This is a genomic window from Pseudomonas sp. E102, from assembly GCF_052660185.1.
In genome coordinates this window covers 2783177-2796695 of sequence record NZ_CP084025.1, presented here as the reverse complement: position 1 = coordinate 2796695, position 13519 = coordinate 2783177, and the positions used below count along the sequence as shown (strand labels likewise).

Genomic DNA, 13519 nt, shown 5'->3' with positions numbered 1-13519 from the left:
TAGCATTGTGCCACTTCAGGCGCCCACTCAAGGCCAACCATCATGACAGAAGAAAACATGCACTATCTGCGCTCCGCCAAAATCTATGCGCGCGGAGATGAAACAACCAAGGTGCTTGATCAGCTCGCTTCAATTCCTGGTTACACACTCGTTCCTGCTGGTTACAAAGAAGGTCTTGTGCGGACGCATGATTTGCAAACTCCTACTGGAGACACCATCGTGCTTGTCAACGATCCCAATGATCCGTCCGTAGTAGTTGCTGCTCAGGTCCTTGAGCAAGATCGAAATCCAGGCCACATCCCGTTTCAAAGCGATGAGCTGGTGATCTTCGCCAAGGCCGCTAACAAAACTGACAAGGTCAAAGTGACGGTAGTTGCGTCCACTCATGATCTGGAGACGCTTGGTAAAACCAAATGAGTTAGTAATACCCGATGTTAGCCCCGGCATTCGCTGGGGCTTTTTTTTGCCTGCGGTTCGGATGGACGGGGCGCGACAGGGCCGGATGGCTCACCAACTGGCCGGATGGCCCAGAGAGACGAGATGAAACTGAAGACTGTTGAAGTGGATGGCAAGCAATACGCTGAGATCCAGGATGGCAAGCCCGTTTATGTCGAAGACGACGGTAAAGAGGTCGCTTTTGATGCGGTGGGCACTCGCAGCACCATCACCCGCCTGAACGCTGAGGCTAAATCTCACCGGGAGCGCGCTGATGGATTCGAGAAGGTCGCCAAGGCCTTCGAGGGTATCGACGATGCCGCTGCGGCCAAGAAAGCTCTGGAAACCGTCGCCAACCTCGACGCCAAGAAGCTGGTGGATGCCGGTGAGATTGAGAAAGTGAAGGGCGAGATCAGCAAGGCCTTCCAAAGTCAGTTGGACGAAGCCAACGGCAAGGCGCAGACACTCGAGCAGCAACTGTACTCCGAGAAGATCGGTGGCAGCTTCGCACGCTCGCAGTTCATCGCCGAGAAGATGGCGATTCCCGCGGACATGGTTCAAGCCGCATTCGGTAGCAACTTCAAGATCGAGGACGGCAAGGTTGTGGCCTATGACGGCCAAGGCCAGAAAGTTTTCAGTCGTGCGCGCCCGGGTGAGCTGGCCGACTTCAACGAAGCACTTGAAACCCTCGTTTCGCAGTACCCCCATCGTGACCACATCCTGAAGAGTTCCGGCGCCAATGGCGGCGGCGCTCCCAACGGCGGTGGCCAGAACAAACCCATGAAGGGCAGCTTCGGCGGCTCCAAGGCTGAACGCCTGGAAGCCATCAAAGGCCTGACCGCAAGCGAATAAGGAGGCCCAATGGCCCTTTCGAACATGAAGGTATTCAACGAATACCTCAAGCGCACCACCATCGAGACCTTGGCGCAGGACGTTGAGAAATTCAACGCTGCTTCGGCAGGTGCCATCCGCCTGACCACTCAAGGCATCGACGGCGACTTCCTGCAAGAGTCGTTCTGGGCCGGCCTGCACAGCGCCCAACGCCGCGTTGACCGTTACGCTGCCAACGGTAACCAGGCTGCGACCCCTCTGGCCCAAAAGCAGTACGACTCCGTGAAGATCGCGGGCGGTTTCGGCCCGATCTTGTGGGAGCCTTCCCAGCTTTCCTGGATCCAGAAGAACCCGGAAGAAGCGCTGGAAGTCATCAGCCGCAACCTGTCCGAAGCCATCATGTCGGATCAGCTGAATACCGCCATCGCTGCCCTGGCGGCTGCGATCGGTAACCAGCCGACCTCCACCAACGATGTCTCGGCTACCGCAGGCGTGACCTACATCGCCATCAACAACGCCCATGCGCTGTTCGGTGATGCCTCGCAACGCCTGGTTGCTCAGGTCATGACCGGCGCCATGTACCACAAGCTGCTGGGCCAAAACTTGGCGAACGCCGAGCGTCTGTTCCAGTTCAGCGGTGTGCAGGTGGTCGACATCCTCGGCAAGGCGGTGATCATCACCGACGCCGCGGCTCTGTACGAGGCCGGCACCCCGAACAAGCAGAAGGTGCTGAGCCTGGCCGATGGTGCTGCGGTGGTGATGGATGGTTCCGACCTGATCACCAACATCGAGACCTCCAACGGCAAGGAGCGCATCGAAACCACCATGCAGGCCGATTACACCTTCGGCCTGGGGCTCAAGGGCTACACCTGGGACACCGCCAACGGAGGCAAGTCGCCAACCAGCGCCGAGCTGGCAACCGGCACCAACTGGGACCTGGTTGCGAACAGCATCAAGGCCTCGGCTGGCGTAATCACCATCGGCGACGCCGCTCAGTAATCAAACAGCGCCCTTCGGGGCGCATTCCCAGGAGAAGGGCAATGTCCGAGAAGATCGTTTACGAGAAACACCCTGTCACCGCCGAGCGCAAGGCTGAACTGCGCCAGAAGGGATACAAGATCATCGATGCCAAGTTCGCGCCGGATGACTACAAGCACCCGGAGCCAATGAAGAAGGGGTCTTCAAATGGTGACAAGCCGTCCAAGGGCCTGCGGATCGAGGAGATCAAGGCGAAGCTGACCGAGAAAGGCATCCCGTTCGACGATAACGCCGAGCGTCCAGCCCTGGCCGAGCTGCTCGACAAGCCGCAGGAGTAAAGCCCCCGTGACGACCTACATCACCGTGGCGGACGTGGATGCCCTGCTTGGGCCGACATGGACCACCGAAGACAAGAAGCCGCGCGCGGTGCTGATGGCGAACACCTGGCTTACCAATCTCGGTCTGCCAGCGTTCGACCCGATCCCGGATGACGTGATCCAGGCCGGCGCCGAGGTTGCCACGGAGGCAGCCGCCGGCAGGATCTACGGATCGCAGGAAACCGGCGTGACGGAGAAGTCTGTTTCTGCCGAAGGCGTGTCTAGCAGCACGTCGTTTTCAGAATCGTCCAGGACCATTAGTGCTGGCGAGTCGTTCGCCCTGGCGCTGCTGTCCCATTACCTTGGCTCAGGCCAAGTGAAAGTCGTGAGGTGCTGACATGGGGTTGCGAGACGACCTACAGAGAGACCTGGGAAAAGCGTTCGATACCGATCTGGCTGATGCCGTGAGCCCCGTTGTGGGCGTGCGCAAGGTTCAGGGTGAGTACGACCCGGACTCAGGCACGACGCCCGAGACCATCACCAATTACGCCGGTCGCGGGGTGCTTGGCCGATACCTTGCAAAAGAGATTGATGGATCGCTGATCCAGACCACCGACGAAAAGCTCACCATCCTGCAGAACGAACTGTTCATCACTCTGCTGGGCGATCCCACCGAAACCCTGGCCATCCCGGAAATTGGGGACGTCATCGGCGGTAAGCGCGCTATGAATGTCCGTCAGGACCCAGCCGGCGCCACTTGGACCGTTCAACTGAGGAAATAGCCATGGCTCGCGGGTCGCACATGACGGAGCGCTACGGCGGTAAGAGTGGCAGCTTCGAGCTTCAACTCGCTGAGTTCGCAGCGCAGGCAAAAGGCGCTATCGATGCCAGTCTGCGGGAAATCATCATCGAGCTTGGCGGGTCGCTGATCCGCATGTCGCCGGTGGACACGGGGCGGTTCCGCGGGAATTGGCATCTATCGATCGATGTGGTTGAGAGCGTCACGTTTGACGACCCTGATCCTAATGGGCAGGAAGCGATGGCTGCGCTCGTATCCGCTGTAAGCGACTTCACCGCCGGTCAGGCCGCCTACATCATCAACAATCTGCCATACGCCATTCCGCTTGAATATGGACACTCAAATCAGGCTCCGCAAGGCATGGTCAGGGTTACGCTGGCTCGCTTCCAGCAGATCGTCAACGAAGCCATCAGGAACAACCAGGTATGAGCCACAACATCATTGCTGCGGCGTTCGAGTCGCGCCTGCTGGCGTGGGCCAAGGTTCGCACCAAGCCGCTGAAGGTGGTGGTGGAGAACGAGACCTACACGCCAACCGATGGTGTGACTTACCTTCGTGCCTTCACGCTGCCTGCAATCACAGACAGCAACACGCTGAGCGGTGACCACCGGCTGTACACCGGCGTGTTTCAGATCAACATCGTTACCCCATCCGGCAAGTACCGGACCGAGGCCAGCGGCATCGTCGACGAGCTGGCTGCGCTGTTCCCGTTGAACCTGCGCATCCCGCGCGACGGACTGATCGCCCTGGTAATGACTCCGGTTGGGCCAGGCCCAGGAATTCCAGACGGCAACACCTTCACGGTGTCCGCCTCGTTCCAGTACCGAGCCGACACCAACTAATTCGCCCGTTGGGCAACCCCTGAACCCGCCATTGGGCGGGTTTTGTCATTTCTGCACAGAGGAAACACAACCATGGGCTTTCGACTCCCCAACGGCGCAACCCTTGAAATTGCCGCAACCTACGGCGCTGCCATCCCAGTGACAGCGCTGAGCAATGCAAACCCGGCTGTGGCGACTGCCGCGGCTCACGGCCTTACTGACGGCGACATCATTGCTGTGACCTCGGGCTGGACCCGTCTCAACGACCGCGCCGCCCGGGTATCCGACAGCGATACCGGTACCTTCGCGCTGGAAAACATCAATACCACCAACCTGCAGCCATACCCGGCGGGCTCCGGCACTGGCTCGGTGCGTGAGGTGACTGGTTTCGTCGAGATCTCGCAAATTACGGACGCGACCACCAGCGGCGGCGACCAGCAGTTCCTGACGTTCGGCTTCTTGGCTGACGATGATGATCGCCAGATCCCGACCACTAAGAACCCGATCAGCATGTCCGTTACCGTGGCCGATGACCCGGCGCTGCCGTACGTGGCCGTGGTCGAAACTGCCGACGAGGACAAGGCTACCCGCGTATTGCGCCTGAACCTGCCGAACGGTGACAGCATCCTCTACAACGCCTACGTGACCATTACCTCCACCCCGGCCCTGTCTCGCAACAACCTGATGACCCGCGTCATCAGCCTGTCGCTGGCCGGTCGCCCAACCCGCTATTCGGCGGTGGTGTAACCCATGGCGAAGATCAGAATCTCCCAGAACCCGACCTTCAAGACGAAAGTCTCCATTCCCCGCGTGGGCGGTAAGCCTGAAGAGGTGGAGTTCGAGTTCAAGTACCTGGATCGCCTGGCTCTTTCCGCGCTATTCGACAAATGGAACAGCGCACGCGACGAGCACGCCAACAAGGTCAAGGAGGATGGCTTGAGCTGGCAGGAGGCCACGGCCTCGGAGATCGGCATTCAGGTAGCCCAGCTCCGGGATATCGTTTCGGGCTGGGCCTTCGACGAGAAGCTGTCGGATGAATCCCTGACGGCACTGGTCACCACATGCATCGGCGCGCCTCAAGCCGTTCTGGATGCGTACCAGAGCGCCTACAACCCGGCCCGCCTGGGAAACTGAGCGGCGCCGCCCGCGTCATGTACGAACCGGGGCCGTCCGAGGCGGACCTGGCGGCCTTCGGCATGACGCTCGCCGACATCCCAGATGAAGAGTATGAGGTCTGGCCGGACAACTGGCCGGCCTTCCGCCTCTTCGAAGCGATGTCGACTCAGTGGCGCACGGGCATGGGCGGGGCCTCTGGCCTGGATTACACCGCACTCCCACCGGTCGCCAGCATGCTGGGCATCAAGCGGCGCGAACTCTCAGAAGCCTTTCACGACGTCCGCGTCATGGAAGCAGAAGCCATGCTCGTGATGAGCGAATCGAAATAACGGAGCCCGCATGACTTCTATTGCTGAACTCGGCATCAAGGTCGATTCGACCGATGCTGCGCAGGCGAGCTCCGACCTCGACAAACTCACTGCGGCGGGTGGCCGGGCGGAGAAGGCTGCCGAAGGCGTTGCCCGTGGCGCTGATAAGGCCACGGCCTCGATCAAGAAGCAGAAGGACGAGCTGGGCGACCTGCTCGGCGAGATCGACCCCACCGTCAAGGCCCTGGGCCGACTGGATGAGCTCGAAAGCAAGCTGGCAAAACAGAAGAAGCTCGGCGCGCTCGACGCATCGACCTTCAGCGAATACCAGGCCAAGATCGATCAGTCTCGAACCAACCTGACCCGGTTTGACGACTCGCTGACCCGCACCGGTAACACCGCCAAGCAGACAGCAAACGCACTGCGTGGCGTGCCCGCACAGTTCACGGACATCGCTGTGTCGCTGCAAGGCGGCCAGAACCCGCTGACTGTTCTGCTCCAGCAGGGCGGCCAACTGAAGGACATGTTCGGCGGCATTGGCCCGGCGGCGAAAGCGCTCGGCGGTTACGTGCTCGGCCTGGTGAATCCGTTCACCCTGGCCGCCGCCGCAGCTGCTGCGCTGGGTCTCGCCTACTACCAAGGCAGCAAAGAGGCGGACGAGTACAACAAATCGCTGATCCTGACCGACAACTATGCTGGGACCACGGCGGATGGCCTTGCATCCCTGGCAAAGCAGGTCAGCTCAACGGTTGGCACGACCGGCGCAGCGGCGGCGGTTCTCGCTCAACTGGCAGGTAGCGGAAATATTGCGGCCTACAGCTTTGAGGAGATCACCAGGGCCGCCCTGACCATGGAGGAGGCGACAGGCAAGGCTGTCGAGGAAACGGTTGCTCAGTTCGCCTCGATCGCCAAGGAGCCTGTTGCCGCGTCGATCAAACTCAATGAGCAATATCACTATCTGACGGCCTCGGTCTACGAGCAGATCGTGGCCCTGGAGAAGCAGGGCGAGCAGGCGGCCGCCGTAAGGTTGGCGACCGATGCGTTCGCCGATGCGATTCAGTCTCGCGGCGATCAAATCACCCAGCGGCTGGGACTTATCGAAGGCGCCTGGAATAAGGTCGCCAAGGCTGCAAAGTGGGCCTGGGACTCGGCGCTTGACGTTGGCCGAGAGAAAACCTACGAAGAAAAGCTGTCTGACCTGGAGCTGCAAGCTCAAAACGCCGCACGCCTCGGCTCTGGATCTCGCGGCAGCGGTGCGCGCGGAACGACGCAGATCGATGCCGACATATCTTCGCTTATGCTGGAGGAGCAAGAGCGCCGTAACCGCGCCCAAGCCAAGCAACAGGACCAGCAGCGCCAGGAGGCGGCTCTCAGTGGTATGCAGCTCATTGCCCGCGAAGCTGATTCGGCACAGACCCAGGTCCAGAAGCTCGAGAAGAAGCTTGTCGAGCTGGACAAGGCACGCCAGAAGAACATCGCCAACAACACGTACTCGCCTGATCTACAGAAGCAGTACGAGACCGCAGTCGGAGGCGTCAACAAGCAGATCGCGGATGCCAATAAAAAGGCCGCCGGTCCGGCAGGTGCATTAAACCTGACCGAGTTCAACAACTCGAAAAACCAGCTGTCGCTGATCCTCGGCGAGTACAAAAACGCCCAGAAGGAGCTGGTGGCGGCGCAGAAGGCCGGACTGGTCAGCCATGAAGACTACCTGCTCAAGCGCCAGGCCTTGATCGGCAACGAGCGGGACGAAGTCACGGCTGCTTATCAGGCCGAGATCGCCGCGCTCGAAGCGACGAAAGGGAAGGCCAGCACTTCGGCGGCCCAGCGCATCCAGTTGGATCAGAAGATCGCCGACGCCCGGGCCAATATGGTCAAGGCGCAGAAGGAGGCCGACAGCGAGCTTGAAGTCATCGCGACCAACGAGCAGGGCAGGCTCGCCAAGCAGGCCCAGGCCATCAAGAGCTACACCGATGCCCTGGATCAGCAGAACGTCGCCCTGCGGCGCGCTGGCAGCCGTGCAGCGGACGGCGTAGGCCGTGGTGATCGTGAGAACGCCATCAATGGCGAGCTGAACGGCATTTCCGACCGAGCCAACCAGCAGCGCCTGGACCTGGCTCGCGACAAAGCGGATAAGGCGCGCAACATGAGCGCCGAGGAATACCAGGCCAAGCTGGACGCCATCAACAAAAGCGAGAAGGACCTGAGCGAAACAGTGCTCAGCAACTACGAGCAGCTGTCGGAGGCACAAGGCGACTGGCGCAAAGGTGCGACCTCGGCCTTCAGCAACTACCTGGAAAGCGCGCGCAACGTTGCCGGCCAGACGCGAGACCTATTCACCAACGCGTTCAGCTCAATGGAGGATTCGGTAGTCAACTTCGCCATCACCGGGAAGTTCTCGTTTGCGGACTTCACCAAGTCGATTTTGGCGGACATGGCGCGGATCGCCACCAGGCAGGCCAGTTCAGCGCTTCTCAGCAGTCTGGTGGGGGCTGCGACCAACTACTTCACTGGTGGCGGCGCGACCTCCGCAGGCTCGACCCAGGCCGGATACTCAGGTGACCTATCTGGCTTCACCCCAGGCAGCATTCAGGCCAAGGGCGGTGCCTGGTCGGGCGGCGTGCAGATGTTCGCCAATGGAGCAGCCTTCACCAACTCCATCGTCAGCAAGCCGACGGCGTTCGGCATGGCTGGTGGCGGGATTGGCGTAATGGGCGAGGCGGGGGAGGAGGCGATCATGCCTTTGACCCGCACGGCCGGCGGCCAGTTGGGTGTGAGGGCCATCAGCAGCGGCGGGAGTGGCAGCGGGAACGTCTACAACTTCCCGGTCGCGGTTTCTGTCCAGACCACCGGTGACGGCGGCGCCACGACCACGGAGGACACGACGCAGCTTGGCAGGGGCATCCAGCAAGCAGCCAAGACCGAGGCGGAAACGGCAATTGCTCGTGGCTTACAACCAGGCGGCGCCATTTGGCGCGTTATCAACGGGAGGGGCTGATGGCTATCGAAACGTTCACTTGGCCCACCCAGCACGGAGACGCACCCGAGATCAACTATCGGGTGCGCACCGCGCAGTTCGGCGACGGCTACAAACAGGTCGCCGGCGACGGTCCGAACAACAAGGAAGACTCCTATCCGATCACTTACACCGGGTCACGCGCCAGGGTGCAGGAGATCATGGACTTTCTCGACCGGCACGCCGGCGAAAAAGCCTTCCTATGGACCACGCCGCTGGGTCAGCTTGGCCTTTTCACTTGCGTCAATCCCATACCAACCCCGGCTGGGGGCGGCGTCTTTAAACTCACCGCCACGTTCGAGCGTGCATTCCATCCATAAGGGGCAACCATGCCGCTGATCAGTGACATCCAGGTTCTAGAGCCTGGCAGCGAAGTGCTGCTCTTTGAGCTGGACGGCTCCGACTACGGCGCGGACATCTTGCGCTTCCACGGACACGCCATTCCGCATACCCCTGCCGAGTTGCTCGCCGCCGGCTCGGCAGCCGATGAGCTGCCGGCCAAGCCGATTTACTGGCAGGGCAACGAGTACAGCGCCTGGCCGATGCAGATCGACGGTATCGAATCCAACGGTGACGGCACCGCTGTCCGCCCAACGCTGTCGGTGGGTAACGTCAATGGCCGGATCACTGCCCTGTGTCTGGCTTTCGATGACCTGCTCGAGTTCAAGTTGACCATGCGGCACACGCTGGGCACTTACCTGGACGCCGAGAACTTCCCCGGCGGCAATCCGCAGGCAGACCCAACTCAGGAGACGATCGAGGTCTGGTACATCGACCAGAAGACGAATGAGGACGGTGAGACGGTCACCTGGGAGCTTGCCAGCCCGGGCGACGTGGGCGGCGAGTCCATCGGCCGCCAGGCTACAACGCTGTGCCACTGGTGCCTCACTGGCGGCTACCGCGGCCCGAATTGCGGCTACACCGGGCCGTACGTAGACAAGGACGGCCTGCCCACTGACAACCCTGAGCTGGACGAATGCGATGCCACGCTGGGCCGAGGATGCATCCCGCGATTCGGCGAGGGCAACGCCCTGCCATTCGGGGGATTCCCCGCTGTGTCTCTCATAAGTCGGAGCTGACCATGCGTAAGCACATTTTGAGCGCGATCCAGGCGCACGCGGCGGCCGAGTACCCAAAAGAGTGCTGCGGGCTGCTGCTGGCCCTGGGCCGGAAGCAGCAGTACTTCCCCTGCACGAACACCGCGACCGAGCCGAACGAAGAGTTCCGCATCGATCCAGAGGAGTACGCTGCGGCGGAAGACCTGGGCGAGGTGATCGGCATCGTTCACTCGCACCCAGACGCCACCAGCCGGCCGTCGCCGCGTGACTTGGCGATGTGCGAGGCGACCGGTTTGCCCTGGCACATCTTGAGCTGGCCGGAGGGCGACTTGCGTACGGTGGTGGCTACCGGCGAGACGCTGCTACTCAAGCGACCATTCGTCCACGGCGCCTGGGACTGCTGGCAGGTGTGCGCCGATTGGTACAAGCGCGAGTGGGGGTTGGAGTTCGAGGCCTTCAAGCGCGCCGACGGCTGGTGGGAGAGCAAGGACAGCGCCAGCCTGTACGAGGTGAACTACGAGGCTGCCGGGTTCTATCGGGTCGATCAGCCGAAGCGCGGCGACATGATCGTGATGGAGGTGGGGCGCACGGTTCACCCGAACCATGCCGGGATCTTTCTTGGTGCCGATCCGGCGCTACCTGGGGAGGAAGCCGAGACCTTCGGGCCTGGGCCGTTCCTGCTGCACCACCTATACGGCAGGCCGAGCGAAATCATCGTCTTTGGTGGGCCGTGGCTGGACAGAACACGCCTGATCCTCAGGCATAAAGATGCACGACCAACCAAATGACGCGGCGAAGTCCGCAGGAGATGAGTATGAACAAGGTTTTTGGAGTGGCGGAACGTGAAAAGGTAAAGATTGCCAGCGGCAATTCCAGGCGAGGTCTGGCAGACCGCTGGCGCGTAATCATGAAGAAATGCGAGCGCAGCGGTAAGCTTTATGCGGCCGGGATCGGGGTTTTAATTGATCCCTGCGATTAAGCTGTCGACAAAACTGTCATGCAGCTCATTGTCGATGTTTTCGTAACCGCGCGATTTCAGAGTAGCTAGATCCTGCGCGAGGACTCTGGCAATTCCTGGGTTGCCTTCGGTTACTCGCTTACTCAGCGTGGTCACGGCGTTTTGATTGAACAGGATCAACGTTCGTACAACAATTTCAAGTTCGTCCAGGCGTTGCTCAGCAGTTTTGCTCATTTCACTCTCCTTGCGTAACGCGCCGAAATTGGCGCAATCCCAGTCCTTGGGCTTGCAGGCAAAGGACTGGGTGGGGCCCTCACTGCTTGTGTTTTCTCTTTTCGTCTTTTGAGTTGAAAGAAATTTTTCGAGTGTTTTTATTGATAATAAACTCGTAATAGAACAAGCTCTTAATTACGTGATGCAGATAATGCATTTCTCGAAAGGCGATAAGTAGCATTCTCATGAACTCAAGAAAAAACATCTCTTGCGGCTTCTCTTGTTTCAGGCCTTCTTTTTCAGAAAAATATTGAATTATTTGGGTCTTTTCATCATATTCTGTCGCGTAGTGAGCGATTGCATTTCTTGCTCCAGTGTTCAGAGCTGCATCGTCAAATTTGAACCAGCAATCATCGAGGTATTTGAATTTTTCAGAAAGAGTTTTGTCTGCGAATTTTGAAATTGAGGATAGTGCACCTCCATCTTTTGGCTTGAATTTATTGTGGTTTTGGCGGTGTATAATGTTGTTTATAGCGGCTACCAATGAAAGCTGTTTGCCAAGTATTTCAGTTATGTCTTTGTAGAGGTCTTTGTACTCGTTAAAATCCTTCGTTGAGATTTTTCCCGAAATTCTGTTGTCCGGTTGTTCTTCGACGAAGTCCATGAAAAGAGCAGGTCTGAGTGCTATCTCTGCATTGAGTATGCGTGGATAAATTTCTAAGCAATCGCGCTGGAGATTAGCGAGAAAATTAGTACTGATAATCTCGTCCATGAAATCATCGAAGGCTTGTTTGTTTTTTGTCCCGATATCTACCACCAAGTCGCTAATTTCGCTAGTGAAGTTGGCAGTGGAGATTGGATCAATGAACGGGAGAAAGGTTGTGCTGATCAAGCGATAGAGAGCGAGGTTTATATCCTCCATTGCCAATGTGCGCTCTAGCTTTTCTTCCGTGAATTCTTCCGCTTTTTTTACAAAGAGCTTCTTATTTTCGCCGTAGTATAAGCGCAATGTTCTTTTGAGGTCTTTAGACTTCTCATGAAGCTCATTCAAGTGATTGAGTCTTTGCTGGAAATGAAGGTAATCACTCTCCCTCGCACCTTCTTGAGGGTCCTTTCTCATTTTCTGTATAGCCATCAGATATGGGGTATGGCCTGGAACATAAGTGGTAGACCACACTGGAAAGTCTAAATGAAGATCAATGAAAGGATTTCTCCCGTCGAACATCCCGTAACGTTTTTCGGGATCGTTTATAACGCCATTTAATTTGAAAGATGGGGAGTCATTGAGGAAGAGTGTGATCTCAATCAGCGCATCGCAATGTGGGCATGGAAAGCTAAGTGGTTGTGTTTTTCTGTTGGAAAAACCGATGCGGCAGTCGATATCGCCTTCACATGTTTCACAAGTAAAAGTTCCTACGTGGTTCATTGCTTTCCTTGCTTCTTTCTTTAATTGATTTTAGCTAGCGGCGACGCCATAGCTGAAGGCATTACGCTACTATGCCGGCATCTAGGTGCGCCACTGGCTTTCCATCCACGCTGGATGCCCGGACAGTGCCGCGCTACAGTGCATCCTTTCCCACAGGAGTGACCTGCATGAAATTGATCGTAGGAGCGCTGGCGGTAGCGCTGTTGGCGGGGTGTGCGACCTCTCCCGTTCCTTCCAGTGAGGCGGACCCGGTCCCATCGTCCAGATTATTTGCGTTCCAGGCTCCGACGCCAGGTGGTGCGACGCTCGTCGTCACTCGAGACAAGGGTTTCGTGGGCGGAGGCTGCAATACGGCGGTGAGCATTGACGGTCGCCGTGCGGCAGAAATCGGTACCGGCGAGACCGCGAAATTCCGCGTTACTCCAGGTGAACACATTGTCTCGGCATCATCCTGCGGGAGCGGCCTGAAAGAGCGGGAAACCGAAATCAAGGCCGGCAGCACGAAGAAATTCAGGATATCCATAGACTCATCGATGAGCATGGACTTATCACCCACTATGCAATGACAAAAAGCCGCCTCCGGGCGGTTTTTTTACGTCCGGAGAAAAGCCTTGGCAGCCACACTCAGCATCAATCCAGCCATGACCACCATTCTTCTTTCTGGCCCGCTTATCAAACTCTTTGGCCGGGTTCACCATCGTGAGCTTGGCAGCAAGTCCGTAGGGGAGGCCTTCAAGGCGCTCAAGTGCACCCTGGAGGGATTTGAGGCGGCGATCAGGGACCTTGAGCGAAAGGGCATGCGCTTCGCGATCTTCCGGAACCGGCAGAACGTGGCCGAGAAGGATTTTGCTCTCGGCGGCGCACAAGAGATTCGCATCGTCCCGGTCGTGTCCGGGAGCAAGCGGGCTGGTATTCTCCAGACGATTATCGGCGCCGTGCTGATCGTCGCCGGCTCCTACTTCGGGCAGACCTGGGCTGTACAACTCGGCGTCGGCCTCGTCGCCGGCGGCGTAATCCAGATGCTCAGCCCCCAGGCCTCTGGCCTCAAGCAGAGCGCTGGACCTGAGAACGCCCCGTCCTACGCCTTCGGTAGCGCCAAGAACACCACCGCCAGCGGTAACCCGGTCCCGATCTGCATCGGCGAGCGCCGGTGGGGCGGGATGATCATTTCCGCATCGATCTACGCCGAAGACAAAGCGTAACCACACAGCAGCAAGCAGGCCGCCCATGAGGCGGTTTTTTT

20 protein-coding genes are annotated in these 13519 nt (G+C 58.7%); 18 read left to right on the top strand and 2 right to left on the bottom strand.

Going from position 1 to position 13519, the window contains the following annotated elements:
- Positions 1-42 precede the first annotated feature (42 nt).
- From DOCECA_RS12515 to DOCECA_RS12440, 16 genes are all read left to right on the top strand, one after another.
- Positions 43-417 (top strand): hypothetical protein, encoded by a 375-nt coding sequence (locus tag DOCECA_RS12515; protein ID WP_445572091.1) that lies wholly within the window; start codon positions 43-45, stop codon positions 415-417.
- 123 nt (positions 418-540) lie between these two features.
- Positions 541-1287 carry a DUF6651 domain-containing protein gene (locus tag DOCECA_RS12510; RefSeq protein ID WP_445572090.1) on the top strand — a complete coding sequence of 249 codons (747 nt, stop codon included), beginning with the start codon at positions 541-543 and terminating at the stop codon, positions 1285-1287.
- A gap of 9 nt (positions 1288-1296) precedes the next feature.
- Positions 1297-2265: a major capsid protein gene (locus DOCECA_RS12505; RefSeq protein ID WP_445572089.1), complete on the top strand. Its 969-nt coding sequence runs from the start codon at positions 1297-1299 to the stop codon at positions 2263-2265.
- A gap of 41 nt (positions 2266-2306) precedes the next feature.
- Positions 2307-2582, top strand: a complete 276-nt coding sequence (locus DOCECA_RS12500; protein ID WP_445572088.1) for a hypothetical protein — start codon at positions 2307-2309, stop codon at positions 2580-2582.
- 7 nt (positions 2583-2589) lie between these two features.
- On the top strand, positions 2590-2958 hold the full coding sequence (locus DOCECA_RS12495) for a hypothetical protein (protein ID WP_445572087.1): 369 nt from the start codon (positions 2590-2592) through the stop codon (positions 2956-2958).
- Position 2959: 1 nt separating this feature from the next.
- On the top strand, positions 2960-3343 hold the full coding sequence (locus DOCECA_RS12490) for a hypothetical protein (protein WP_445572086.1): 384 nt from the start codon (positions 2960-2962) through the stop codon (positions 3341-3343).
- 20 nt (positions 3344-3363) lie between these two features.
- On the top strand, positions 3364-3789 hold the full coding sequence (locus DOCECA_RS12485; protein ID WP_445572167.1) for an HK97 gp10 family phage protein: 426 nt from the start codon (positions 3364-3366) through the stop codon (positions 3787-3789).
- Positions 3786-4202 (top strand): phage tail terminator-like protein, encoded by a 417-nt coding sequence (locus DOCECA_RS12480; protein ID WP_445572085.1) that lies wholly within the window; start codon positions 3786-3788, stop codon positions 4200-4202. Before DOCECA_RS12485 ends, DOCECA_RS12480 begins: the two co-directional genes overlap by 4 nt.
- Positions 4203-4274: 72 nt before the next feature.
- Positions 4275-4928 (top strand): phage tail protein, encoded by a 654-nt coding sequence (locus tag DOCECA_RS12475; protein ID WP_445572084.1) that lies wholly within the window; start codon positions 4275-4277, stop codon positions 4926-4928.
- Between the two features lie 3 nt (positions 4929-4931).
- Positions 4932-5315, top strand: a complete 384-nt coding sequence (locus DOCECA_RS12470) for a phage tail assembly chaperone (protein ID WP_445572083.1) — start codon at positions 4932-4934, stop codon at positions 5313-5315.
- A gap of 17 nt (positions 5316-5332) precedes the next feature.
- Positions 5333-5626 (top strand): DUF1799 domain-containing protein, encoded by a 294-nt coding sequence (locus DOCECA_RS12465; RefSeq protein ID WP_434676228.1) that lies wholly within the window; start codon positions 5333-5335, stop codon positions 5624-5626.
- Between the two features lie 10 nt (positions 5627-5636).
- Positions 5637-8603, top strand: coding sequence for a phage tail tape measure protein (locus DOCECA_RS12460; RefSeq protein ID WP_445572082.1), 2967 nt, complete (start codon positions 5637-5639; stop codon positions 8601-8603).
- On the top strand, positions 8603-8941 hold the full coding sequence (locus tag DOCECA_RS12455) for a phage tail protein (RefSeq protein WP_445572081.1): 339 nt from the start codon (positions 8603-8605) through the stop codon (positions 8939-8941). The genes DOCECA_RS12460 and DOCECA_RS12455 overlap by 1 nt, the downstream gene beginning before the upstream one ends.
- A gap of 9 nt (positions 8942-8950) precedes the next feature.
- Complete coding sequence (locus DOCECA_RS12450) at positions 8951-9700, top strand: phage minor tail protein L (RefSeq protein WP_445572080.1); 750 nt, start codon at positions 8951-8953, stop codon at positions 9698-9700.
- Between the two features lie 2 nt (positions 9701-9702).
- The gene (locus tag DOCECA_RS12445) at positions 9703-10467 is read left to right on the top strand and encodes a C40 family peptidase (protein WP_445572079.1); all 765 of its coding nucleotides are present in this window, start codon (positions 9703-9705) and stop codon (positions 10465-10467) included.
- 26 nt (positions 10468-10493) lie between these two features.
- Entirely contained in the window at positions 10494-10658 is a 165-nt protein-coding gene (locus tag DOCECA_RS12440; RefSeq protein WP_445572078.1) for a hypothetical protein, read from the top strand.
- Here the strand turns inward: DOCECA_RS12440 and DOCECA_RS12435 are convergent.
- Both DOCECA_RS12435 and DOCECA_RS12430 read right to left on the bottom strand, forming a co-directional pair.
- Complete coding sequence (locus DOCECA_RS12435; protein ID WP_434676234.1) at positions 10638-10871, bottom strand: hypothetical protein; 234 nt, start codon at positions 10869-10871, stop codon at positions 10638-10640. The genes DOCECA_RS12440 and DOCECA_RS12435 overlap by 21 nt on opposite strands.
- Positions 10872-10950: 79 nt before the next feature.
- A complete protein-coding gene (locus DOCECA_RS12430; protein WP_445572077.1) occupies positions 10951-12276 on the bottom strand; it encodes a hypothetical protein in 1326 nt (441 codons plus the stop codon).
- Between the two features lie 167 nt (positions 12277-12443).
- Between DOCECA_RS12430 and DOCECA_RS12425 the strand changes: the two genes are divergently transcribed.
- Both DOCECA_RS12425 and DOCECA_RS12420 read left to right on the top strand, forming a co-directional pair.
- The gene (locus DOCECA_RS12425) at positions 12444-12842 is read left to right on the top strand and encodes a hypothetical protein (RefSeq protein ID WP_445572076.1); all 399 of its coding nucleotides are present in this window, start codon (positions 12444-12446) and stop codon (positions 12840-12842) included.
- 75 nt (positions 12843-12917) lie between these two features.
- The gene (locus DOCECA_RS12420; protein ID WP_445572166.1) at positions 12918-13478 is read left to right on the top strand and encodes a tail assembly protein; all 561 of its coding nucleotides are present in this window, start codon (positions 12918-12920) and stop codon (positions 13476-13478) included.
- The last annotated feature ends 41 nt before the right edge of the window (positions 13479-13519 follow it).